The sequence below is a fragment of the Kitasatospora sp. NPDC051914 genome (assembly GCF_040680995.1).
In the GTDB taxonomy this organism is placed as follows: domain Bacteria; phylum Actinomycetota; class Actinomycetes; order Streptomycetales; family Streptomycetaceae; genus Kitasatospora.
In genome coordinates, this window is record NZ_JBFAXX010000072.1 from 1 (window position 1) to 23,272 (window position 23,272).

At 74.2% G+C, this 23,272-nt stretch carries 20 protein-coding genes; 8 read left to right on the top strand and 12 right to left on the bottom strand.

Annotation, left to right across the window (positions count from 1 at the left end):
* Positions 1–430: 430 nt before the first annotated feature.
* Positions 431–1,435 (bottom strand): stage II sporulation protein M, encoded by a 1,005-nt coding sequence (locus AB0M03_RS33580; protein WP_363498810.1) that lies wholly within the window; start codon positions 1,433–1,435, stop codon positions 431–433.
* 110 nt (positions 1,436–1,545) lie between these two features.
* On the opposite strand from AB0M03_RS33580, the gene AB0M03_RS33585 reads away from it, so the two are divergent.
* The gene (locus AB0M03_RS33585; RefSeq protein ID WP_363498813.1) at positions 1,546–2,487 is read left to right on the top strand and encodes an RDD family protein; all 942 of its coding nucleotides are present in this window, start codon (positions 1,546–1,548) and stop codon (positions 2,485–2,487) included.
* Between the two features lie 27 nt (positions 2,488–2,514).
* Here the strand turns inward: AB0M03_RS33585 and AB0M03_RS33590 are convergent, their stop codons facing one another.
* Positions 2,515–3,165: a hypothetical protein gene (locus tag AB0M03_RS33590; protein ID WP_363498815.1), complete on the bottom strand. Its 651-nt coding sequence runs from the start codon at positions 3,163–3,165 to the stop codon at positions 2,515–2,517.
* Between the two features lie 99 nt (positions 3,166–3,264).
* On the opposite strand from AB0M03_RS33590, the gene AB0M03_RS33595 reads away from it, so the two are divergent.
* Both AB0M03_RS33595 and AB0M03_RS33600 read left to right on the top strand, forming a co-directional pair.
* On the top strand, positions 3,265–3,792 hold the full coding sequence (locus AB0M03_RS33595) for a SigE family RNA polymerase sigma factor (protein WP_363498816.1): 528 nt from the start codon (positions 3,265–3,267) through the stop codon (positions 3,790–3,792).
* A complete protein-coding gene (locus AB0M03_RS33600) occupies positions 3,789–4,853 on the top strand; it encodes a hypothetical protein (RefSeq protein ID WP_363498818.1) in 1,065 nt (354 codons plus the stop codon). Before AB0M03_RS33595 ends, AB0M03_RS33600 begins: the two co-directional genes overlap by 4 nt.
* Before the next feature lie 80 nt (positions 4,854–4,933).
* On the opposite strand, the gene ahcY is transcribed toward AB0M03_RS33600, so the two are convergent.
* From ahcY to AB0M03_RS33625, 5 genes are all read right to left on the bottom strand, one after another.
* Positions 4,934–6,382 carry an adenosylhomocysteinase gene (gene ahcY / locus AB0M03_RS33605; protein WP_363498821.1) on the bottom strand — a complete coding sequence of 483 codons (1,449 nt, stop codon included), beginning with the start codon at positions 6,380–6,382 and terminating at the stop codon, positions 4,934–4,936.
* Between the two features lie 276 nt (positions 6,383–6,658).
* On the bottom strand, positions 6,659–7,633 hold the full coding sequence (locus AB0M03_RS33610) for a cation diffusion facilitator family transporter (RefSeq protein ID WP_363498824.1): 975 nt from the start codon (positions 7,631–7,633) through the stop codon (positions 6,659–6,661).
* 119 nt (positions 7,634–7,752) lie between these two features.
* Complete coding sequence (locus AB0M03_RS33615; RefSeq protein WP_363498827.1) at positions 7,753–8,943, bottom strand: SIS domain-containing protein; 1,191 nt, start codon at positions 8,941–8,943, stop codon at positions 7,753–7,755.
* Positions 8,944–8,953: 10 nt separating this feature from the next.
* Entirely contained in the window at positions 8,954–9,136 is a 183-nt protein-coding gene (locus AB0M03_RS33620) for a Trm112 family protein (protein ID WP_363498829.1), read from the bottom strand.
* 233 nt (positions 9,137–9,369) lie between these two features.
* A complete protein-coding gene (locus tag AB0M03_RS33625) occupies positions 9,370–9,786 on the bottom strand; it encodes a DUF3499 domain-containing protein (protein WP_363498832.1) in 417 nt (138 codons plus the stop codon).
* 84 nt (positions 9,787–9,870) lie between these two features.
* Here AB0M03_RS33625 and AB0M03_RS33630 point away from each other — a divergent pair, with 84 nt between their 5' ends.
* Entirely contained in the window at positions 9,871–10,320 is a 450-nt protein-coding gene (locus AB0M03_RS33630) for a metallopeptidase family protein (protein ID WP_363498835.1), read from the top strand.
* 12 nt (positions 10,321–10,332) lie between these two features.
* On the opposite strand, the gene AB0M03_RS33635 is transcribed toward AB0M03_RS33630, so the two are convergent.
* The 3 genes from AB0M03_RS33635 to AB0M03_RS33645 form a co-directional block, all read right to left on the bottom strand.
* Positions 10,333–12,012 (bottom strand): DUF5719 family protein, encoded by a 1,680-nt coding sequence (locus AB0M03_RS33635; protein WP_363498836.1) that lies wholly within the window; start codon positions 12,010–12,012, stop codon positions 10,333–10,335.
* Positions 12,013–12,018: 6 nt separating this feature from the next.
* Positions 12,019–15,933, bottom strand: a complete 3,915-nt coding sequence (locus AB0M03_RS33640) for a glycosyltransferase (RefSeq protein ID WP_363498839.1) — start codon at positions 15,931–15,933, stop codon at positions 12,019–12,021.
* A gap of 275 nt (positions 15,934–16,208) precedes the next feature.
* The gene (locus tag AB0M03_RS33645) at positions 16,209–16,484 is read right to left on the bottom strand and encodes a WhiB family transcriptional regulator (protein ID WP_363498842.1); all 276 of its coding nucleotides are present in this window, start codon (positions 16,482–16,484) and stop codon (positions 16,209–16,211) included.
* Between the two features lie 697 nt (positions 16,485–17,181).
* Here AB0M03_RS33645 and AB0M03_RS33650 point away from each other — a divergent pair.
* The 3 genes from AB0M03_RS33650 to AB0M03_RS33660 are packed head-to-tail and all read left to right on the top strand — an operon-like array spanning position 17,182 to position 20,067.
* Positions 17,182–17,790, top strand: coding sequence for a cysteine dioxygenase family protein (locus AB0M03_RS33650; protein ID WP_363498845.1), 609 nt, complete (start codon positions 17,182–17,184; stop codon positions 17,788–17,790).
* A gap of 28 nt (positions 17,791–17,818) precedes the next feature.
* Entirely contained in the window at positions 17,819–18,778 is a 960-nt protein-coding gene (gene cofD / locus AB0M03_RS33655) for a 2-phospho-L-lactate transferase (protein ID WP_363498848.1), read from the top strand.
* A complete protein-coding gene (locus AB0M03_RS33660; RefSeq protein WP_363498851.1) occupies positions 18,775–20,067 on the top strand; it encodes a coenzyme F420-0:L-glutamate ligase in 1,293 nt (430 codons plus the stop codon). The genes cofD and AB0M03_RS33660 overlap by 4 nt, the downstream gene beginning before the upstream one ends.
* A gap of 51 nt (positions 20,068–20,118) precedes the next feature.
* On the opposite strand, the gene AB0M03_RS33665 is transcribed toward AB0M03_RS33660, so the two are convergent.
* Together AB0M03_RS33665 and AB0M03_RS33670 are read right to left on the bottom strand one after the other, a co-directional pair.
* On the bottom strand, positions 20,119–21,027 hold the full coding sequence (locus tag AB0M03_RS33665; protein ID WP_363498854.1) for a DNA-3-methyladenine glycosylase 2 family protein: 909 nt from the start codon (positions 21,025–21,027) through the stop codon (positions 20,119–20,121).
* A 185-nt stretch (positions 21,028–21,212) separates the two neighbouring features.
* The gene (locus tag AB0M03_RS33670) at positions 21,213–22,331 is read right to left on the bottom strand and encodes a peptidoglycan recognition protein (RefSeq protein WP_363498857.1); all 1,119 of its coding nucleotides are present in this window, start codon (positions 22,329–22,331) and stop codon (positions 21,213–21,215) included.
* Positions 22,332–22,433: 102 nt separating this feature from the next.
* Here AB0M03_RS33670 and AB0M03_RS33675 point away from each other — a divergent pair, with 102 nt between their 5' ends.
* On the top strand, positions 22,434–23,225 hold the full coding sequence (locus AB0M03_RS33675; RefSeq protein WP_363498860.1) for a TIGR03089 family protein: 792 nt from the start codon (positions 22,434–22,436) through the stop codon (positions 23,223–23,225).
* The last annotated feature ends 47 nt before the right edge of the window (positions 23,226–23,272 follow it).

The window sequence follows — 23,272 nt, forward strand, 5'->3', positions numbered from 1 at the left end:
GGATGTCAACATATCTGGCGTTGACTTTTGGCACGCTGTTGAGTTCTCAAGGAACGGACACTTCCTTCGGACCGCCTTCCGGCGGACCCTCCGGGCGTTTCGCTCTTTCGTGTTCCCAGCTTATCAGATCCGCGTCGGCCGTTTTACCGGCCGTTGTTTCTCTAGATTCCCGCTGGAGGGATTTCCTCGACTTCGCGACGAAGCTTATCAAAAGCTTCGTAGTGCTCAGTGCGGAGGATTTGTCTTCACCGGGTGGCGATCCTGACGGACGCTCTGCCTCGGTTCGACGGTGTCGTAGACACTACGCCTGGTTCCGGCTGTTGTCCAGCCCGTCCCAACCGTTCAAACCTACTAGCCCGTCACGATCGCGTCAACGGTCGTTTCGGGATGATCAAGACCTTACCAGGGCCGGGGCCCTCGCCCGACCACCTCAGGCCGCCACGGGCTGGATGTCGGTGCGGTCGGCCTCCTCGACGTCGCCGAACTCGCCGGTCGCGGCGACCCGGCGGCCGTGGACGAGGGCGTACAGCAGGAAGAGGACCTCGACGGTCACACCGATGGAGATCCGGGCCCAGGTCGGGAGGCCGGAGGGCGTCACGAAGGCCTCGATGACACCGGTGACCATCAGCACCGCGGCCAGGCCGACGGCCATGCCGATGGCGGCTCGGCCCTCCTCGGCGAGTGCCGTGGCACGGGTGCGGCGGCCCGGGTCGACCACCGTCCAGCCGAGGCGGAGACCGACGCCGGCCGCCACGAAGACTGCGGTCAGCTCCAACAGGCCGTGCGGGAGCAGCAGGCCGAGGAAGAGGTCGAGGCGGCCGGCCGAGGACATGAGGCCGAGCCCGATGCCGAGGTTGAGCACGTTCTGGAAGAGCACGAAGAGGACCGGAAGGCCGAGCAGGACGCCGAAGACCAGGCACTGGGCCGCGACCCAGGCGTTGTTGGTCCACACCTGGAAGGCGAAGGAGGTCGCCGGGTGCTCGGAGTAATAGGCCTCGAAGCCGCCGCCGGGGCGGGTCATCTCGCGGAGCTGTTCCGGGGCGCCGAGGCTGTCGCGGACCTCCGGGTGGCTGGACACCCACCAGGCGACGAGGGCGCTGACGAGCAGTGAGAGGACGGCTACGGGTATCCACCACCGGCGCGCGCGGTAGAGCGCGGCCGGGAAGCCGACGGTGAAGTAGCGGCCGGCGTCCCGCCAGGAGGAGGTGCGGGCCCCGGTGACCGCGCTGCGGCCGCGCGCGACCAGGGTGGTGAGGCGGCCCTCCAGCATCGGGTCGGGGGCCGCGGACTGGACCTGCGCGAGATGGCCGGTGGTCCGCTGGTACAGGGCGATGAGCTCGTCCGCCTCCGCACCGCTGAGCCTGCGCCTGCGGCTCAGGGCTTCCAGACGGTGCCACTCCTCCTGGTGCGAGGCGACGAAGACGTCCAGGTCCATGCGGCTCACTTCCGGGGGCGCGGCGGGGCGGGGGCTGGCCTAGCTTGCCAGAGGCGGGCGGCCGTATGTTTGGCCGCCGGGGATCACAACGAGGGGAATGGGTGGGTGCGGTGAGCGACCTGGTGACGGGCGAGGCCGTCGTCCTGGGGCTTCGGACGGCGAAAGTGCCCAGCCGGGCGCTGGCGATCGTCCTCGATCTGGCCGTCCAGCTGGTCGGTCTGATGGTCTTCACCACGGTGGTGCTCACCGCGGTGCCCTCCCTGGACGAGGCCGCGGCGGCCGCCGTGGTGCTCGGGCTGAGCGTGTTCTTCCTGGTGGGCGTGCCCGTGCTGGTGGAGACGCTGTCGCACGGGCGGTCGCTCGGCAAGCTGGCGCTGGGCCTGCGGGTGGTGCGCGCGGACGGCGGCCCGGTGCGGTTCCGGCACACGCTGGTGCGCGGGCTGGTGGCGGTGCTGGAGATCCAGATGACGGCCGGGGCGGGAGCGGTGATCGCCTCGCTGGTGTCGCCGCAGGGCCGCCGGCTCGGCGACGTCTTCGCGGGCACGCTGGTGGTGCGGGAGCGGCTTCCGCAGGCGGCCCGGGTGCAGTCCGTGCTGCCGCCGGTGCCGCAGGGCCTGCTGCACGCGATCGGCGAGCAGCTGGTGGCGCTGGACTTCTCGGCGGTGCCGGACGGCCTGTGGCTGGCGATCCGGCAGTTCCTGGGACGGCACGGCCAGCTCGACCCGGCGGTGGCGGCGGGGATGGCGGAGCGGCTCGCCTCGGACCTCGCCGAGCGGACCGGCCGCCCGGTGCCGTACGGCGTGCACCCGGCGGCCTACCTGGGCGCGGTTCTGACCGAACGGCAGCGGCGCGAGTGGGAGCGGGCCTCGGCTGCGGCGCGGCAGCAGCAGACCTTCGGGGCGCAGCCCCCGACGTACCCCGCAGCGGCGCCCGTGGCGCAGGCGCCCGTGGCTCCGGCACCGCCTGCGCCGCAGACGGCGCAGGCGCCGACGGACGCTCCCCCGGTGGCCGAGGTGCCGCCGCCTTCGAAGGGCTTCGCACCGCCCGCCTGACGCGGCCGGCCGGGCAGCCCGTGCCCGTCAGCCGGTGAATTCGGCCGGCCAGGGGTTGGGCGGGGACTCCAGCTCTTCGAGCTCGATGCCGGGTGCGGCGAGCACGACGTCGCCGGCGAGGTGCACGGTGTGCTGCTCGCCGGTGGCGAGGTCGGCGACGACGTAGCGCTCGACCAGCAGGGGGCCGCTGTCGGTGTCGTGGGTGTCGACGCCGGCCAGCTGCCATCCCTGGTCGACGGTGCGCGGGGCGAGGACGGGCTCGGTGAGCGCCACGAGTCGGACGCGTACGGAGGCGCCGACCTCCAGGCGCAGCATCCGGGCGGTGGCGACCAGGAACGCCGGCGAGGTGCCGGTGAAGCCGTGGGCCCGGTCGTGGCCCTCGACGGCGTGCTCGCCGGCCGGATCGGCGGCGTCGGCCCGTACCCAGGCCACGCCGTCGACCGCGCCGCCGCGGACCTGCCAGCCGCCCGCCCTGACTTCCAGGCGCAGCGGGCGGCTGCGGGAGTCGAGGGTGAGGTCGGTGGTGCCGAGGACGCTGCCGTCGGGGGCGTAGGTCTTGGAGACGTAGCGCCAGCCGGCCGGTCCGGGTGCACAGCTGAAGCGTTCCTCGCCGACGAGGACGGGGCCGTGGCCGGCGGGGCCGGTGTCGGTGTGCAGGGAGTAGCGGCCGTTGGGCATGGCCCGAAGCCTACGTGCAACCTTTCCCTCCGCTGTCTGCATCAGGGGGGCGGGCGGTGCGGAGCGCGCCGCTGCGACGAGGGAGGGGCGGGCACTTCGATGGCGAGGACGGCGGGATCGGCGCGGCATGCGCGCGACGCCGAGTTCACCGCGTACGTGGCCTCGCGGGCGGGATGGCTGCGGAAGGTCGCGTACCTGCTCTGCGGGGACTGGCACCGGGCGGACGACCTGGTGCAGGAGAGCATGACGAAGCTCTATGCGAACTGGTCGCGGTTCGGGCGGGTGGAGAACCGGGACGGCTATGCGCGCAGGGTGCTGGTGAACACGTACCTGGCGGAGCAGCGGTCGCCGTGGTGGCGGCGGATGCGGACGGTCGGGTTCGAGCTGGACACCGATGCCGTGGTCGCCGATCTGGATGCGTCGCTCGACCTGCGGCAGGCGCTGGCGTCGTTGCCGCCGCGGCAGCGGGCGGCGGTGGTGCTCCGGTACTACTGCGACATGACGGTGGAGCAGACGGCCGAGGTGCTGGGCTGCTCGGCGGGCAATGTGAAGAGCCAGACGTCCCGGGGGCTGGAGGCGCTGCGTCGCCGGGTCGTCCCCGCTCGGGCGGGGAGGGCGGAGGCGTGAGCGGGATCAGGTCGGAGCAGGAGCTGGTGGTCGGGCTCGCGGCGCTGGCGGAGTCGGCGGCACCGCCGAGCACGGTGGATGCGGGTGCTGCGGTGCGGCGGGGCCGCGGCCGGGTGGTGCGGCGCCGGATGTCGGTGTGGGGTGCCGCGGCGGCGGTGCTGCTGGTGTGCAGTTCGGTGGTGGCGGGGGTCGGCGACCGGTCGGCGGCGCCGGTCGGTCCTGCGGGGCCCGGTAGGCCGAGCCCCGGGGTGGGCACTCCGGGCGGCGAGGAGGATCCGGCGGCGAACGGGGTTCCCCTGTTGTCGGCGCAGATGGAGTTCGGCTGGCTGCCGGAGTCGGTCCACGCGGTTCGCTACTCGTACGGGGCGAACGGGTACCTGGTGCAGGCCTCGGGGGACGCGGAGGGCGGCGGGGTCCGCTTCGCGCTGTCGGTGTACCCGGTCGGGGTGGTGCCGCCGCCGGAGAGGCGCTCGGACGGGACGGAGGTCAAGGTGGCGGCGCCGCCGGTGAACGACCAGGTGGCCTACTGGACGTCCGCCGAGAGTGCGGCGGACGACACGACCGTGTTGCGCTGGCTCATGGTGGACGGCCGGTGGGCGGAGGTCGTCTCCTCGTCGGTGCCGAAGGGCCAGCGCGAGGCGCTGACCCACGAGGTGGCGGAGAAGGCGCTGTTCGGGCCGATGAAGGTGCCGCTGCCGGTGCGGCTGAGCGGGGCGCCGGCGGCGTACGCGCTCGTCGGTGCGGATCTGCTGCGGCCGGTGTCGGGGAAGGGCGACTGGACGCTGCGGCTGACGTTCTCGGTGTCGCCGACGCAGTCGTTCAGTACGACGGCGGTGCCGATGGGTTCGAACTGGCTGCCGCGGATGCAGGCGGTGCCGGGCGCCGCGGGGGCGACCGATCCGGCGGCCTGCAAGGAACAGGACGGCCTGATGCTGTGCGTGCAGACCTCCGATCCGGGTGCCCTGGCGGCGGTGGGCGGCGCGTCGTCCTGGCTCTCGCACTTCACGGTGGTGGGCGCGGACCCGGCCTCGTGGGGGAAGCCCCCGATCTGGGCTCCGTAGGAAAGGGCGTGCGCCCGGTGCCGGGGGGCACCGGGCGCACGTGTTCGTCCGGGTCGCCGACGGGGTCGGCGGGGCCGGGATCAGTAGCGGTACTGCTCCGGCTTGTAGGGGCCCTCGACCGGGACGCCGATGTAGTCGGCCTGGTCCTTGGTGAGGGTGGTGAGCTTGACGCCGAGGGCGTCGAGGTGGAGGCGGGCGACCTTCTCGTCCAGGTGCTTCGGCAGGACGTACACGCCGATCGGGTACTGGGCGGTCTTGGTGAACAGCTCGATCTGCGCGATGGTCTGGTTCGCGAAGGAGTTGGACATCACGAAGGACGGGTGGCCGGTCGCGTTGCCGAGGTTCAGCAGGCGGCCCTCGGAGAGCACGATGATGGTGCGGCCGTCGGCCTTGCGCCACTCGTGGACCTGCGGCTTGACCTCGGTCTTCACCACGCCGGGGAGCTGGGCGAGGCCGGCCATGTCGATCTCGTTGTCGAAGTGGCCGATGTTGCCGACGATGGCCTGGTGCTTCATCCGCTCCATGTGGGAGGCGAGGATGATGTCCTTGTTGCCGGTGGTGGTGATGAAGATGTCGGCGGTCTCGACGACCTCGTCCAGGGTGGTGACCTGGTAGCCGTCCATCGCGGCCTGCAGCGCGCAGATCGGGTCGATCTCGGTGACGATGACGCGGGCGCCCTGGCCGCGGAGCGACTCGGCGCAGCCCTTGCCGACGTCGCCGTAGCCGCAGACGACGGCGACCTTGCCGCCGATCAGGACGTCGGTGGCGCGGTTGATGCCGTCGATGAGCGAGTGGCGGCAGCCGTACTTGTTGTCGAACTTCGACTTGGTGACCGAGTCGTTGACGTTGATGGCCGGGAACAGCAGCTTGCCGTCGCGGTGCATCTCGTACAGGCGGTGGACGCCGGTGGTGGTCTCCTCGGTCACGCCCTTGATGGTGGAGGCCATCTCGGTCCACTTGGCGGGGGACTCGGTGAGCGTGCGGTTGAGCAGCTCGAGGATGATCCGGTACTCGTCGTTGTCGGCGGTGGACGGGTCCGGGGCCTCGCCGGCCTTCTCGAACTCGACGCCCTTGTGGATCAGCAGGGTGGCGTCGCCGCCGTCGTCGAGGATCATGTTCGGGGTCTGGCCGTTCGGCCAGGTCAGCGCCTGCTCGGTGCACCACCAGTACTCCTCCAGCGTCTCGCCCTTCCAGGCGAAGACCGGGACGCCGGCGGGCTCCTCGACGGTGCCCTCGGGGCCGACCGCGATGGCGGCGGCGGCGTGGTCCTGGGTGGAGAAGATGTTGCAGGAGGCCCAGCGGACCTCGGCGCCGAGCGCGGTCAGCGTCTCGATGAGGACGGCGGTCTGCACGGTCATGTGCAGCGAGCCGGTGATCCGGGCGCCGGCCAGCGGCTGGGAGGCCGCGTACTCCTTGCGGATCGACATCAGGCCGGGCATCTCGTGCTCGGCGAGCTGGATCTCCTTGCGGCCGAACGGTGCCTGGGAGAGGTCGGCGACCTTGAAGTCACCGTTGAGGGGGGACGACATGCGGGATGCTCCTCGCTGCGTGGGCCTGTGAACGGGTGTGCTTGGCCGCAGAGCGGCCAACGGACGCACTCTGCTGCGCGGCACAATCCGTCGGAGGACCTCTCTCCCTCGACCGGGGCGCTCGGCTCCGATCGACCGCCATCAGCAGCGACGTTTGGCTCTGGGGACGAATCTACACCGAGCCGCCGCCGGAGCGGCGGGACCACGGGCGAGCCGCGTACGGTTTCGGCCGCCCCCGCGGGTGCACCGCGGGGGCGGCCGGAATGTGCCGGACCGTCAGTGCCGGTCGGGGCCGGGGCCGCCGGGGGTGGCCTCCGGGTCGGGGCCCGCGGCGGCCTTCTCGGCGCTGTAGATGTCGGGCTCCAGGTAGATGGCGCGGGCGATCGGCACGGCGCGGCGGATGCGGGCCTCGGCGGCGTCGATCGCGGCGGCGACCTGGGCGGCGGTGTCCTCGGCGTTGACCGCGATCTTCGCGGCGATCAGCAGCTCCTCCGGGCCGACGTGCAGGGTGCGCATGTGGATGACGTCGGTGACGGTGTCGTGGTCGACCAGCGCGTCGCGGATCTCGCCGACGACCTCCTTGTCGGCGGACTCGCCGATCAGCAGGGACTTCGTCTCCGAGGCGAGCACCAGGGCGATGACGATCAGCAGGAGGCCGATGCACAGGGTGCCGATGCCGTCCCAGATGCCGTCGCCGGTGATGACGCTGAGCCCGACGCCGAACAGCGCGAGCAGCAGGCCGATCAGCGCGCCGGTGTCCTCCAGCAGGACGACGGGCAGCTCGGGGGCCTTGGCCCGGCGGATGTACTCGGACCAGCCGAGCGCGCCCTTGGCCTTGGCGGACTCCCGGTAGGCCGTCCAGAAGGACCAGCTCTCCATCAGCACGGCGAAGACCAGGACGCCGACCGCCCAGCCCCAGTCCTTCAGCTCGTGCGGGTGGATGATCTTCTCTACGCCCTCGTAGGCGGCGAACATGCCACCGAGGCTGAACAGGACGATCGACACCAGGAAGCCGTAGATGTAGCGCTCGCGGCCGTAGCCGAAGGGATGCTGCTCGCTCGCCTCGCGGGTCGCCCGCTTGCCGCCGATCAGCAGCAGCACCTGGTTGCCGGAGTCGGCGACCGAGTGGACGCCCTCGGCCAGCATCGACGAGGACCCGGTGAAGGCGAAGGCGGTGAACTTGCCGACCGCGATCGCCAGGTTCGCGGACAGCGCCGCGACCAGTGCCTTGGTGCCGCCTTCGGTGCTCATGCTGTGGTCCGGTCCCTCCGACTGGGCCGCTCTACGGCCGTGGGCTCAGCTGTCGAGCGCACACAGTATCCCGCCCCGACCGGAAGGCTGATCTCCGGTCAGGGAGGGACGGCGGCCCGTCAGCGGGCCAGGCCCAGGTACACGGCGGCGAAGTCGGCCGGACCGGTGAGTTCGGCGAGGGCCTGGAGCGGGTCCTCCAGGGTGCTGGTGTACTCGGTGAGCCTGACGTCGTGGGCGTCGGCCAGCCGGCGGGCGCGGGCGACCGCGAAGCCGGGATCGGCGTCCGCCGGGCGGCCCGGGGCGTGCCGCAGCAGCACCACCTGCAGTTGGAGCGGCTCCGGCTCGTCCACCCGGTCGCGGAAGAAGTCGTCCGGGTCGGCGCCGGCGCCGAGGTGGCCGACGAACATGCCGCGGTGCGCGGTGAGCGTCTGCGGCAGCGGGCCCGGCAGGGCGGGCAGCCCGGCGCGGTCGGCGAGCATCGCCGCGAAGCGCTCGGCGGCGGCGCCCGGCACCGGACCGTCCGCCCACACCAGCGGCACCGTGCCGGAGAGCTGCGCGGCCAGGCCCTTGGCCGGGTTCAGGTAGGCGGCGGCGTCCGGACGGCAGCGGACGGCGACCTCGTCCAGCCGGTCCGCGACGCCGTGCAGGGAGCCGGCCGGGAGCTGGGTGACGCCGATCCGGTCGGCGAGGGCGATCAGCGGGGCGAGGTGCGCCCAGATCGCGCCCGGGTCCTCCGCGGGCAGGTCGGGCTCGTCGTCCGGGCTCTGCCCGGGCTCGACCGCGCTCGGCGCGTACGGCAGCGGGAGGCCGCGGACCTGCAGGGCCGCCTCGGCGAGCGCGCTGCCGGGCGGGGCGGTGACGGCGATCGCGCAACCGCGGGCGTACGCCTGCTCGGCGAGCCGGACCAGGCCGCGCTCGCGGCCGGTGGCGCTGCTGACGACCAGCAGGTCGAGCGGGCCCGCCCAGCCGGGCAGCTGCCAGACCAGGCCCGCGGTCAGGGCGTCGGGCTCGCCGGGGCCCGCCTCGGACGGGCCGAGCGGCAGGACCTGGCAGGCGGTCACGGCAACCGCGGCCAGCACGGCTCCGGCGGCGAGCGCACTGCCGTGACCGGCCACCAGGACGGTCCGCGGCCTGCCCTCCGGCCGGAGGGAGACGAGGCCGGCCTCGTCGGCGAGCCGTACGGCGGTGCGGACCCGGGCGCCCGCCCCGGCGAGGGCGAGCAGGGCGTGCTGCCGGTCGGCGCGCTGCAGGGCGGCCGGATCGTCGAGCAGGGTGTCGTCGAGCATGCGGCCGGCCTCCAGCGGGCTCACCGGGCGGGGGTCAGGAGGGGCGGCGGGCCTCGTCCACCAGCAGGACGGGGATGTCGTCGCGCACGGGGTAGATCAGGCCGCAGCCGTCACCGGTGCACCGCAGCTCCGGCTGACCCTGCTCGGAGCTCTCGGCGAGCGGCGCGTGGCACTGCGGGCAGACCAGGATGTCCAGCAGGAAGGACGGCAGGCTCATGGACGTCGGGCTCCAGATTCGTGCGGTGTGCGGTGCGGCCGTGCCCGGCCGGTAGCCACACTACCGGCCGTGGCACGGCGGCCGTCAGATCATCCGACGCCCGGTCGCGGGCGGCCGTGCCGGGCGGCGACGGGGCGGGGCCGGGGTGGTGGAGGTGCCGCGGAGCCGCGCCGGGTGCGCGTCCGCGCGCACCGGTGCGCGGTGCACCCGCGGGGGTGGGAAGAGGGGGACGCTCAGTTCTCGGGGGAGCGCAGGACCCGCAGGTGGCCGCGTCGGCCGATCTCGCCGGACTCGCCCTCGCCGGGGCCGCCCTGACGCGGCGTGCGCTCCTGCGGGCGGGCGGCCTCGCGGACGGCGTTGGCCAGCGCCTCCAGGTCGTCGCTGGTGCGGCGGACCGGGCCGGCGTCGACGGCGAGCCGGACGACCTCCCAGCCGCGGGGGGCGGTCAGCCGCTCGGCGTGCTCGGCGCACAGGTCGTAGCAGTGCGGCTCGGCGTAGGTCGCGAGCGGGCCCAGCACGGCGGTGGAGTCCGCGTAGACGTACGTCAGCGTCGCCACGGCCGGCCGGCCGCACGCGGTCCGCGAACAACGACGTACAGAGCTCACGAGGGTGGACGGTACAGCACTCCCGAGCGGGCCGCGACGACCCACCCCCGCCCGGCGGTCCGTGTCGCCGCCGCACGGGCCCGGAGGTGGTCCACTTCCACCCGGTCAGGGACTACGCTCGACACTGATATGGACAGCCCCACACCTCCGTCACCGGCCGGTGGGCAGCGGCGACCGCGCCACCGGGACCGGCACGGCCGCGGCCTGCGCGGACCGCTGGCACCGCCGCAGGTGCCGATCTCGCTGACCCGCTCCGAACTGTTCGACGACTACGTCCGCGAGTCCGTCGAGCGGTTGGAGCGGCGGTGGCCGCAGCTGGTCGACGTCGAGTTCGCCGTCCAGGAGGTGCCGCTGCCCGCCCAGGGCGAGCCGGCCCCGGACGGCGTGCCGCTCGGCCGGGTGATACCCGCGGCCCAGGGCCGCAAGAGCCGGATCGTGGTGTACCGCCGCCCGGTCGAGGTCCGCGCGAAGTCGCGCGAGGACCGGGCGGCGCTCGTCCACGAGGTCCTCATCGAGCAGGTGGCCGAACTGCTCGGGCTGTCGCCCGACGCCATCGACCCCCGCTACGACGAGGACTGACCCGGACTCCGCTCAGCGCAGCACCAGACCGGGGTCGTTCTGCGCGTACGGCACGGTGACGGTGCTGTGGTCGTCCCGGAACGCCTGGACGGTGAACATCGGGACGTCCTTCTGCGTGATCGCGAGTATCCGCGCGGCCACCACCGGGCCGCCGGAGAGCGTCTCCGCGGTGATCCCGTAGGTGCCCTTCACATCGGCTGGCTCCAGGCCCTGCACGGCGACCGTGGTGCCGGCCGGAACGTCGACCTCCTTGGTCGCGGGGGTGCCGCCGCCGGTGCCCGCCGAGGCGGTGAGCCGGACCTTGGCCGCCCCGGAGCCGGTGGCGGTCAGCAGCACGGTGGTGGCACCGGGCCGGTTGTCGGCCAGCGAGGCGCGCTTGCCGACCGGGCCGGCCGCGCTGATCCAGGCCGCCTCGGTCTTGCCGTTGTTCGCCCGGTCGACGCGGACGGTGGCGATCACCGGCGTCGGGTGCGCCGGGTCGCTCGGGCTGAGCCGGATCGCGCCGAACTCCTTGCCCTTGGCCTCGCCCAGCTCCAGCGTGGCGACCATGCCCGCCTTGACGTGCAGGGTCTCCTTGCCGGCCGGGGTGAACCAGCCGTTCTTCCCGGAGACCTGGACCTTCAGATCGGCGTCGTCGTCGGCCGGGGCCGCCACGACCAGCCGGCCCGACACCATGTCGGCAGGCAGGCCGGGCAGCACCTGCACCGGCGCGGGGGCGGCCGAGGCGGACACCCAGTCCGAGCCCTTGCCGGCGTCGGCCACGTTCAGAGCGGCGCCGACCCGGCCGCCGCGCACCACCACGTGCACGGCGAGGTCCGCGGCCTCCACCTTGCCGAGCAGCGGCTTCAGCAGCACCGACTGCGAGGTGCCCGGGGCCAGGGTGATGCCGTTGGCGGCGTCGACGTCGATCGCGCCCTTCTCTCCCACCAGCCGGATGTCGACGGTGGCGGGCAACGCGTCGGCGTTGACCAGGCTGACGTAGTCGGTGCGGCCCGCGGCGGTGCTCGCACCGGCGAACCAGAAGTCGGTGCCGGAGGGCGCGCAGTCCAGGCCGTACAGGCCGATCCGGGAGGAGTCGGAGTAGGTGGTGGTCTGCGAGACGCTGAAGCCCGGGGCGAAGCCGCCGGTGGCGGTGGCCACCGTGCCGGGAGCGGTGTCCCCGGGGGCCGCCTGGCCGGTCACCGGCGCACCCGGCTTGGTGAGGGACAGCCGGGCGCCCGGCACCGGGGCCGCGGGGGCCCCGGCCGAGGGCTTCGCCGAGCCGCTGCCGGACGGGCCGGCCGAGGGGCTCCCCGACTGGCTGCCCGACGGCGCCGCCGAGGGCTTCGCCGAGGCCCCCGCGGCGGGCGGCACCACGTCGGAGAGCGAGGCACTGCCGCCCTCCGCCTTGCCCTCCGGGCTGAACAGCGTCAGATCGGTGGAGCCGAGCAGGCCCTGGATGGGCGCCGGGCAGACCAGCGAGGTGCGCTCGACCTGCGCGGTGGTCGCGCCGCCGGGGCTGCCGGTGGACGACGGGTCGGCGGGCGGACGCAGCTCGGCGATGCCGAAGACCACGCCGAGCACCGCCACCGCGGCCAGCAGCGACTTCCCCGTCCGGCTGCCGCCGGACAGGGCGCCGCCGATGCTCGGCTTCTTGATCGCGGGCATGCTCGGCTTCTTGAGGCCGGCGGCCTTGATGCTGGGCTTCTTCATCGCGGGTCAGTTCCCCGTTCCGTGGTGGTGCGGGTGACCGCCGTTGGTGTAACCGTCCTGGTGTCCGCCGTCGGGGTCGTAGTACGGCTCGCCGGTCTGCTGGCCGGGCACCCAGGGCTGCTGCTCCTGCGGGTAGCCCTGGTAGGGCTGCTGCTGGTCGTAGCCGTAGGGGGCGTAGGGGTCGGCGTACTGCGCCCCGTCGTAGCCGGGCTGCTGCGGGTAGCCCTGGTAGCCGGGCTGCTCGTACCCCTGCTGCTCGTAGCCGGGCTGGGGGTAGCCCTGCTGGTCGTAGCCCTGCTGCGGGTACGCCTGCTGGTCGTACTCCGGCTGCTCGTACTCGGGCCGGCCGTCGCCGTCGGGCTGTCCGTCCGGCTGCTCCCAGCCGTAGGCGTCCTGGTAGCCGCCGCTGTACGGGTCGGCCTGGTACGGGTCGGCGTAGGGCTCGGCGGCGTCCGGTCCTTCGCCGTCCGGCTGCTGCGGGATGCCCGCGTACACGCCGGTCTCGGCATCGGGGCCTTCGCCCTCGCCGCGCTCGGCCATCCGGCGGGCGCGGCGGCTGCCGGGCGCGGGCGGCTCGGCGGCCGCTGCGAGCGCCTGGGCGGCCACCACGTCCTCGGGCAGGTCGTCGTCCTTGTTGCTGCGCCGGCCGGGCAGGGCGAGGACGAGCACGACCGCGCCGAGCAGCAGCTGGCCGCCGATCCAGCCGGTGTGCGCGAGGCTGCCGGAGCGGGTGACCTCCAGTCGGCCGCCGTCGGCGGGGAGTTCGAAGGCCTGGGCCCAGTCGCCGTCGAGGGTGGTCGGCTCCAGCGGGGTGCCGTCCAGGGTGGCCTGCCACTTGGGGTCGGCCTGCTCGGCGAGGCGGAGCACGCGGCCGGCCGGGCCGGCGGGCAGCTCGGTGACGATGTCGTGGGCGCCGGACGGGAGGGACGTGCGGGCGCCGCCCTTGGGGGCGACGATCGCGGCCCGGGTGCCGGGGACGCCGGTGACCTCCCAGATGGCGCCGCCGTTGCCCTGGCTCAGCCGGGACAGTCCGGGGGTGGTGTCGAGGACGTCGCGGACCTTGGCGGTCAGCGGCTCCTTCACCTGGACGTAGGCGATGCCGAAGTCGGCCAGGGCCTTGGCCTGGTCGCCGCCGGAGCCGGCGAGCAGCCGGCCGGTGAGCCCGCCCAGGCCCTGGCCCGCGGCGGCGTCGACGGTGCCCTCGGCCTGGCCGAGGGTCAGGCCGGCGTCGCGGACCAGCGCGTAGCCGACCGAGGCGCCGGAGGCCGGGCCGGTCAGCACGAGGGTGCGCGAGCGGTCGGTGGTGCCGGCCTGCTCGGCGATGAACGCGGGCAGCTGGGACTCCCGGCTGCGCTGCAGCGGGCCGTCGGCGCCGGCCACGGCCCACCACAGGGCGCTGCCCAGCGGGGCGACGACGGCGCCGGCCAGGACGAGCGCGGCGACCGGCTGCCGCCAGCCGAAGGCGATCCCGGAGACGCGGGCGTTGGCGCCGTCCGCGCCGATCGCGGCGGCGGCCAGCAGGGCGACGCCGGTGAGCAGGGTGGCCGGGCCGGCCCAGGCGGCGGTGCCGGGACCGCCGGAGGCGGGGATGACGGTGGTGCCGGCGACCGCGACGGTGAAGACCAGGCCCGCGCCGGCCGCGGCCCAGGCGGCGAGCACCGCACGGCGGCGGTCGGCACGCAGCAGGGCGGCGAGGGCGGCGAGCACGATGCCGGCGGAGATCCAGACGGGCGGGGTGCCAGCGCCGCCGGGGTTGCCGAGCACCAGGCCGAGCGGGGTCGCGGCGGGACCGCTGAAGGCGGGGACGCCGGCCTCCAGCAGGAGGCGCGAGGGGTGCGTCAGCAGCTGCAGCGACCAGGGGGCGAGCACCAGGACGGGCACGCCGAGGATGACCACCACGCGCAGGCCGAGCAGGCGCAGCGCGGTGCCGCCGGAGCCGAAGGCGCCGCCGCGGAGCACGGCGTGGACGAGGGCGGCGAGGCTCAGCGGCACAGCGATCGCCCAGGCGAGCGGGACGAAGGCGGTGGAGAGCGTGAGCATCAGGACGGTCATCCAGACCGGCCGCCAGCCGGGCCGGGCGCCCTTGGCCGCGCTCTCGGTGCGGATGCCGAGGCCGGCGGCGATCGCCGCGGCGCGGGCCAGCGGGGGCAGCAGGACGGCGAGGACGGCGGTGCCGATCCGGCCCTGGGCGATGGCGCCGGTGGCGGCGGGCAGCAGGGCGTAGGTGGCGCTGGCCCAGGCGCGGACGAGCTTGGACTCGATGAGCGGCCGGGAGACCAGGTAGGCGCTGACCGCGGCGAGCGGCACGGACAGCACGACGATCAGGGTGAGCGCCAGGTTGGCGTTGCCGAGGAGCAGTCCGGAGAGGACGGTCAGGACGGCGAGGTAGGGCGGGGAGGCGGCGGTGGAGCCGGTGCCGATCGGGTGCCAGGGGTCGGCGTACATGTTCCACAGGCCGGAGATGCCGTCGGAGGCCGGGAGCAGGGCGCCGCCGAGCAGGTCGCCGGTGCCGATCAGGCTTCGGCAGGCGGCGAGGGCGAAGAGCAGCAGGGCGGCGAAGAGGACCGGCGCGGGGCGCCGGACGAGCTTCTTCAGCAGGACGAACTGCTCGACGACCAGGTCGTCGGCGTCGTCGTCGCCGGGGCCGGACTCGACGGAGCCGTGCCGGCCGGCGCCGGAGTCGTCGCCGCCGCCGATGCCGAGCGAGCCGATCGCGGTCTCGACGGCGAGCCGGGCGGTGGCGCCGGGGGCGGGGAAGAGGCTGCGGTCGTCGAGCGCGTCGGCGGACCGGGTGCGCTTGCGGCGTTTGCGGGCGAGCAGCAGCCGGGGCAGCCGGATGAGTTCGTGGTTGAGGCCGGCGAATTCGTCGTACGCCTGGCGCGGGTCCTTGCCGACGAGGTTGACGAGGACGCGCAGCAGGGTTCCGAGGACCAGCCGCAGCAGCACGTACGGGAAGAGGGCGCCGCGGGAGTTGGCCAGCAGGGTGTAGACGGCGCCGGCCTTGTCGACGCGGTGCGGGTGGTCGGGGCCGCAGTCGATGGAGCGGCGCTCGCGGCTGGCGGCCTCGGCGTGCCGCAGGACGGCGTCGGGGGCGACGACGACGCGGTGGCCGGCGGCGTTGACGCGCCAGCAGAAGTCGGTGTCGTCGCGCATGAGGGGCAGCGCCTTGTCGAAGCCGCCGAGCTCCTCGAAGACGTCGCGGCGCACCAGCATGCCGGCGCTGGAGACGGCGAGCACCGGGCGTACCTGGTCGTGCTGGCCCTGGTCCTGCTCGCGGCGGTCGAGGCCCGTCCAGCGGCGGCCGGAGCGGGCGATGGTGACGCCGACCTCGAGCAGCTGCCGGCGGTCGTACCAGCTGCGGAGCTTGGGGCCGACGACGGCGGCGGACGGGGTGGAGTCGGCGACCTGGAGGAGCCGGCGCAGGGCGTCGGTCTGCGGCTCGCAGTCGTCGTGGAGCAGCCAGAGCCATTCGACGGGGCGGCTCTCGCGGGGGCCGGAGCGGCCGAGGCCGTCCTCCTGCCGGCCCAGCGGGTCGTCGAAGTCGTCCCAGCCGCCGGTGACCGGGTCGTAGCCGGAGGGGTCGAGGCCGTAGGGGAGGTCCTCGGGGCGCAGCGGGGGGCTGTTGAAGACGGCCTGGGCGACGGCGTTGCCGAAGCCGGAGCGGCGGCCGAGGATCAGCGGGCCGCTCTCGGGCAGCCAGTCACCGAGGGTGTCCTGGAACAGCTGCGGGGAGGCGTCGGTGGAGCCGGTGTCCACGGCGAGGATGCGCTGGACCGGCCGGTCCTGGCCGAGCAGGCCGGCGAGGGCCTGCGGCAGCCAGCGGGCGCCGTCGTGCGAAACGATCACGGCGGTGACGAGGTGCCGCGGATAGGCGGGCGGCCGGGCAGCGGAGAAACCGCTCTGGTGGCTGTAGACGGTCATCGAGTTCGCAGGCCCCAGGTTCTTCGGCGGACGCAGCCGGTGGACGACGGCGGGTGGTGCGCGCGCCGTCCGGTGGGGCCGTGGTGCACGGGGTGGCCGGTGCCCACGGGGCGGGCGGCGGTGCGCGGGCGCCGGATGACGAGCATCCGGATGGCGCACCACACTAACGGCTCCGCCTCGCGGGGGTCCCGCCGGTACAGGGGATGGGGCCGGTACGGGACGCGAAAGCGCCCCACCGATCGGTGGGGCGCCCGGCACAGCTGGGGTCCGGCCCGTCAGACCGCGCTCTTCTTGAGACGACGGCGCTCACGCTCGGAGAGGCCGCCCCAGATGCCGAAGCGCTCGTCGTTGGCGAGGGCGTACTCCAGGCACTCGGAGCGAACCTCGCAGGCGAGGCAGACCTTCTTGGCCTCGCGGGTCGATCCGCCCTTCTCGGGGAAGAAGGACTCCGGGTCGGTCTGGGCGCAGAGTGCGCGCTCCTGCCAGCCGAGTTCCTCTTCGTCGTCCTCTGCGATGCCGTCACCGATCAAAAGCTCAAAGAGCTCGCTCATCTGGCGCGCCTCCTCTGCCCCTCTTGGCGTCCCCGTGGTGTTGCCGTTGCCTGAGCGGCGGAACGACACGAGTGAAATTACAGTTGCGCCGCTCTGGCCCAGTCAAGCCGAGCTCTGGTATTGGGCCGAGGATTCACTCCCCGGAACCAAGCCGCTACCAATAGTGTACATATCCAGACAACCCGGACATTCCACTCGGAGCAGACACAGGCACCCAAAGGCTTCCGAGAACTGACATACGGTCAGCACCGACCGGCCCCGCGAGCCGGTCCCGGCGATCGGGCTCCGGCCTGCTCCCGATCAAGAAGACGCCCGCGGAGGCGGCCCGGTTGCCCGGGTACCGGGCTGCCTTCCCGGCGATCTTCGCATCGAAACCTAGAGGGTGATTTATCACTCCATCCGGTGGTTGGTGCCTGATGCGACCCGAATGTCCCGGAGATCGGGTTGACACTGCCGCCCCTGGTGCGGTCTCCTTGCCCCCATGTCAGAGTTCGCCACCAGCCGCACCGGCCGCCAGGCCGCCCTGCGGGCTGCCGCGATCTCCTGTTGTCGCCTCTGTTCCTGCTGTATCTAGGCGCACGCGTCCCACCGCGCGCCGCCTTTCAGCCCGAACACCGAGGCCGCCGCGCGACACGTCCCGAATCTCCGCGGATCGGCTGACCCCGACCGACCCGGACGATCCGAGGACCCCGTGCGAATGCCCCGCCTCCGCCAGCGCAACCGCGACCGCAAGAAGAACACCATCCGCACCGCCGCCGGCGGCCCCGTCCGCCTGGCCGCCCCGCGCCGCCCCTGGACCGACGGCCTGAGCGACGTCTCCATCGCCGGCGACCCGCTGGCCTTCCCCCACCTCGCCCGCACCGACGTCCCGCAGCACCCCACCACCGTCGCCGAGTACGCCCGCCTCGTCCGCGAGATCGCCGCCGACCGCGCCCGGTGGGAGCCGCTGGTGCAGTACGACGCGCTGACCCGCTGGTACGCCCGGCTGGAGACCGGCCCCGGCTACGAGGTCTGGCTGCTCAGCTGGCTGCCCGGCCAGAGCAGCGGCTTCCACGACCACGGCCGGTCCTCCGGCGTGATGGCCGTCGTGCAGGGCGAGCTCACCGAGCGCTCGCTGACCCGCGCCGGCGAGGGCACCCGGGTGCTGAAGCCCGGGGGGCAGCGGGTGCTCTCCCCCGGCTACCTGCACGAGGTGGTCAACGCCGCACTGGAGCCCGCCGTCTCCGTCCACCTCTACACGCCGGGCCTGGTGGAGATGAACCAGTACGGCGCCACCGTGGCGCAGCACCAGCCCGAACCGCGGTGAGGGCCCGGCCTGCTGGCAGGATGACCCCATGCGCATCGTGGCTTTGGCTGGCGGAATCGGTGGGGCGCGCTTCCTGCGCGGGCTGAAGGAGGCCGTCGCCCCCGGCGACGAGATCACCGTCATCGGGAACACCGGCGACGACATCCACCTCTTCGGGCTGAAGGTCTGTCCGGACCTCGACACCGTCATGTACACCCTCGGCGGCGGCATCCACGAGGAACAGGGCTGGGGCCGGGCCGACGAGACCTGGTCGGTCAAGGAGGAGATGAAGGCCTACGGTGTCGGGCCCGACTGGTTCGGCCTCGGCGACCGGGACTTCGCCACCCACATCGTCCGCACCCAGATGCTCGCCGCCGGCTACCCGCTGAGCGCCGTCACCGAGGCGCTGTGCGACCGCTGGCAGCCGGGGGTGCGGCTGATCCCGATGAGCGACGACCGGGTCGAGACGCACGTCCGGATCACCGACGAGCGCGGCACCCGCGCCCTCCACTTCCAGGAGTACTGGGTGCGGCTGCACGCCGCGGTCGACGCCGAGGCGATCGTCGCGGTCGGCGCCGAGACCGCCAAGCCCGCGCCCGGCGTGCTGGAGGCGATCGCCGAGGCCGACGTCGTCCTCCTCCCGCCGTCCAATCCGGTGGTCTCCATCGGCACCGTCCTCGGCGTGCCCGGCATCCGGCAGGCCGTCGCCGGCACCGCGGCCCCGGTCGTCGGGCTCTCCCCGATCATCGGCGGGGCGCCGGTGCGCGGCATGGCCGACAAGGTGCTCGCCGCGGTCGGCGTGGAGTCCACCGCCCGGGCCGTGGCCGAGCACTACGGCGCCGACCTGCTCGACGGCTGGCTGGTCGACACCGCGGACGAGGACGCCGTGGCCCCGGTCGAGGCCGCGGGCATCCGCTGCCAGGCCGTGCCGCTGCTGATGACCGACGTCGCGGCCACCGCCGACATGGCCCGGGCCGCCCTGCAGCTCGCCGAGGAGGTACGCGCGTGAGCCTGGAGGTCCTCCCGGTCACCGGCCTGCCGGAGATCGCGCCCGGCGCCGACCTCGGCGAACTCATCGCCAAGTACGGCGCCTTCGAGGACGGCGACATCCTGCTCGTCACCTCGAAGATCGTCAGCAAGGCCGAGGGGCGCATCCTGCAGGCCGCCGACCGGGAGGCGGCGATCGACGCGGAGACCGTCCGGGTGGTCGCCCGGCGCGGCCCCGCCCGGATCGTCGAGAACCGCAACGGCCTGGTGATGGCCGCCGCCGGCGTGGACGCCTCCAACACCGCACCCGGCACCGTCCTGCTGCTGCCCGAGGACCCGGACGCCTCCGCACGCGCCCTGCGCGAACGGCTCGGGGAACTGACCGGCCGCCGGCTCGCCGTCGTCGTCACCGACACCTTCGGCCGCCCCTGGCGCACCGGGCTGACCGATGTCGCCGTTGGCGCGGCCGGCCTGCCCGTGCTCGAGGACCACCGCGGCCGCACCGACAGCCACGGCAACCCGCTGCAGCTCACCGTCACCGCCACCGCCGACGAACTCGCCGCCGCCGGCGACCTGGTGAAGGGCAAGGCCACCGGCACCCCGGTCGCCGTCGTCCGCGGCCTCGGCCACCTCGTCACCGACGAGCACGGCGACGGCGTACGGCCGCTGATCCGGCCCGCCACCGACGACATGTTCCGCCTCGGCACCTCCGAGGCACTGCGGCAGGCCGTCACCCTCCGGCGGACCGTCCGCTCCTTCACCGCCGAACCGGTCGACCCGGCGGCCGTCCGCCGCGCCGTCGCCGCAGCCGTCACCGCCCCGGCACCGCACCACACCACCCCCTGGCGGTTCGTCCTGCTGGAGAGCCCGCAGGCCCGCGTGGACCTGCTGGACGCCATGCTGGACGCCTGGCGGCGCGACCTGCGCGAACTCGACGGATGGGACGAGGAGAAGATCGCCCGGCGGACGGCCCGGGGCGACGTCCTGCGCAATGCCCCGTACCTGGTGGTGCCGTGCCTCGTCATGGACGGCTCGCACGACTACCCGGACGCCCGGCGCAGCACCGCCGAACGGGAGATGTTCACCGTCGCGATCGGCGCCGCCGTGCAGAACCTGCTGGTGGCGCTCACCGGCGAGGGGTACGGCTCCGCGTGGGTGTCGTCCACGATGTTCTGCCGCGACACCGTCCGCCGGGTCCTCGACCTGCCCGACAGCTGGGACCCGATGGGGGCCGTCGCCGTGGGCCGCCCCGCCGAGACCCCCAAGAACCGCCCGCCCCGCCCGGCCGACCCCTTCCTCACCACCCGCTGACGGGGTCACCGCCCAGGGGCTCGGGGCCACCGCTCAGGCTGCCCGACGGGGTCACCTGTGGCGGTGGTCGTTGGGGGCGAGTCTGGGGCCGTAGCGGGGGGCGCGGGCGCCGGTGAGGCCGATGAGGCGGCACAGGCGGTGGCGTTGCGGGCGGTAGGGCTCCAGCAGCTCCAGCATCTGGGCGTCGTCGCTCCGCGGCCGCCCGGCCAGCGCCCACCCGACCGTGTTGGGCAGGTGGAAGTCGCCGACCGACACCGCGTCCGGGTCCCCGTTGGCGCGCTGCAGCGTCTCGGCCGCCGTCCACACCCCGATGCCGGGGACGGCGGTCAACCGGGCGAAGGCCTCCTCGTGGCCGAAGCCGGCGGCCTCCTCCATCCGCGGGGCGAGCCGTGCTGCCCGGACGACCGTCGCCGAGCGCTTCGGGTCGACGCCGGCGCGGTGCCATTCCCAGCTCGGGATCATCGCCCAGTCGCGGGCCGAGGGCGGCACCCGCAGCCCGTCCAGCGGCCCGGGTGCCTGCGTGCCGAAGTCCTGCAGCAGGGTCCGCCAGGCCCGGTACGCCTCCAGGGTGGTGACCTTCTGTTCGAGGACGGCCGGGACGAGCGACTCCATGACCAGGCCCGTCCGGGCGAGCCGGACTCCGGGGTGGCTGCGCTGGGCCTCGCGGAGCGGCCCGGGCGGGAGGACCAGTGCGCCGGGGTCGTCCTCGGCACCGAGCAGCCGCGGCAGCCCGTCCAGCAGCCAGTCGGCGCCGGGGCCCCAGGCCTGGGCCTCGATCCCGGCGGAGCGCGGGGTGATCCGCAGGGTGCCGGGGCCGGCCGGGGTGCGCGAGGCGCGCCAGACCGAGCCGTCGGGAGTGGTGCGGAAGGCCGGGTCGGCGGGGCCGCGCCGCAGCGGGAACAGGGTGCGGCCGAGGTCGAGCGGATGGCCGGGGCGCCACGTCCGTACCGTGCCCGGCATTGCGTGTCACTCCCTCTCGTCCGCCCGGCCCGCCACGCGGGTGGCTCCGCCGCGGGCGCCTCGAAGGATACGCCGGGAGCGCGGGGCGCAGTGATCGGCCGGACCGGCCGCGGGGGCGGCGGTCCGGCCGGTGGTCGTGCGGGGGTCGTGCCGGGGTCGTGCGGGCCGGGTCGGGGAGTGCGGGCTCACCGTCCCTGCAGGATGGCCGCCCAGTCCCGGATGTCGCCGAGGCGGGCGTAGAGCTCCTCGCCGGGGCACTCGGTGTTGAAGGCGTCGCGGTGTCCGGAGATCGCGTTGAACTTGACCGAGGTGCCCTTCTTGTACTTGCTGCCGTCGGAGGCGGAGACCAGGGTGGCGGTGCCCCTGGCGTCCTTTCCGGTGAGGCCGAGCTTCCAGGCGGCGATCTGGGAGACGCCGTCGATCTGGGCCTCCGGCGCTCCGACGGAGACGTACGAGCCGAGGGCGGCGACGCCGGCGGAGTTGGTGTTGAAGCCGAGCGTGTGGGCACCTTGGACGGGTTCGGCGACGCCGCCGGCGCGGCCCTCGTAGATGGTGCCGCAGCGGTCGACGAGGAAGTTGTAGCCGATGTCCCGCCAGCCGAGGCTCTTCACGTGGTACTGGTAGATCGACCGGATGATCTTGGGGGCGTCGCTGCAGGAGTAGTCGTTGGCCGTGTCGGTGTGGTGGACGAAGACCGCGCGGACGTCGCCGGTGTAGACGAAGCCGCTCTCGCGGATCGACTCGTCGGCGCCCCAGCCGGCCCGGGTGACGATGCCGGGCCGGGGGGCGGCCCCGGCGGCGCGCGGCGCGGGCTCGGCGGGCCTCGGGTCGGGCAGGCCCGCCGGATCGGCGCCGGGGTCGACGAGCTCGGCCCGTAACCCGGACGGGAAGGGGTGGCTCCCGGCGGTCACCCGGACGGCGATGCCGTCGCTCGGCCCGACCCACAGCGGCGCGGTGGCACCGCGCCCGGTGGGCTCGTCGGGACGGTCGTCCTGCTCGGCCTCCAGGTCGTACCAGGGGCCCCAGGCTCCGGTCAGCGCACTGCGGGTGCGGACCTGGACGCCGCCGTCGAGGACGGCCGACGGGTCGTCCCAGCTGAGGCCGACGAGGGCGAAGGTCCGGGTGGTGCGCGGGTCGAGGCCGCGCTCGGTGTCGGCGCCGCGCTGGGCGGGGGACTCCAGCGGGACGGTGGTGACGCCGCCCGGCGAGGGACGCGCGTGCGCGGGCACGGCGGCCAGGGACGTCAGCAGCAGGGTGGTCGTGGTGGCGGCCGCCGCGAGGGCGGCCCTTCGTTCAAGGCGCATAAATCGGATACTGACGGCAAAAAACCCAGGCCGCCACGCCGCTCGCCCGCCCCGGACACCCCTGCCGGACGCGTACCCGAAGGCCGTAGGGTGGACTGCACCATGACTGCGCCTTTCGCTGCCGACGCCCGCATCCCCGCCGAGCTGCTGCATGCCTACCTGCGCCCCGGTGCCCCCGATGCCGACCCGTCCCGCCCCCTGATCACCTTCTACGACGACTCGACCGGCGAACGGGTCGAACTGTCCGCGAAGACCTTCGACAACTGGGTCGCCAAGACCGCCAACCTGCTGCAGGACGAGCTCAACGCCGGCCCCGACGACCGGGCCGCCCTGCTGCTGCCCGCGCACTGGCAGACCGCGGTGTGGCTGCTGGCCTGCTGGTCCGTCGGGGTGACCGCCGTCCCCGGCGGCGACCCCGGCTCCGCCGACCTGGTGATCAGCGGCCCGGACGGCCTGCAGGCCGCCGAGGCCTGTTCCGGCGAACGGGTGGCGCTCGCGCTGCGCCCGCTCGGCGGCCGCTTCCCCCAGCGGCCGGACGGGTTCCTCGACTACGCCGCCGAGGTGCCCGGGCAGGGCGACCGGTTCGCCCCGTACTCCCCGGTCGACCCGCAGGCCCAGGCGCTGGAGACCCAAATCGACGGCCTGCCGCTGAAGCTGACCGGCGAGCAGACCGTGCAGCTCGCCCGCGAGGGTGCGGCCCGGCTCGGCATCGGCACCGGCGACCGGGTGCTGTCGACCCTCGGCTACGAGGACTGGGCGGGCCTGGAGGCCGGGCTGCTGGCGCCGCTCGCCGCCGGCGCCTCGGTGGTGCTCTGCCGGAACTCCGAGGGGCTGACGGACGATCAGTGGGATAAGCGCATCGAGGCCGAACGGGTGACCCTGCGCCTCGGCTGACCCGAACGGCCCATCCGGGCTTCCCCCTTCGACCACGGCGGCCGGTC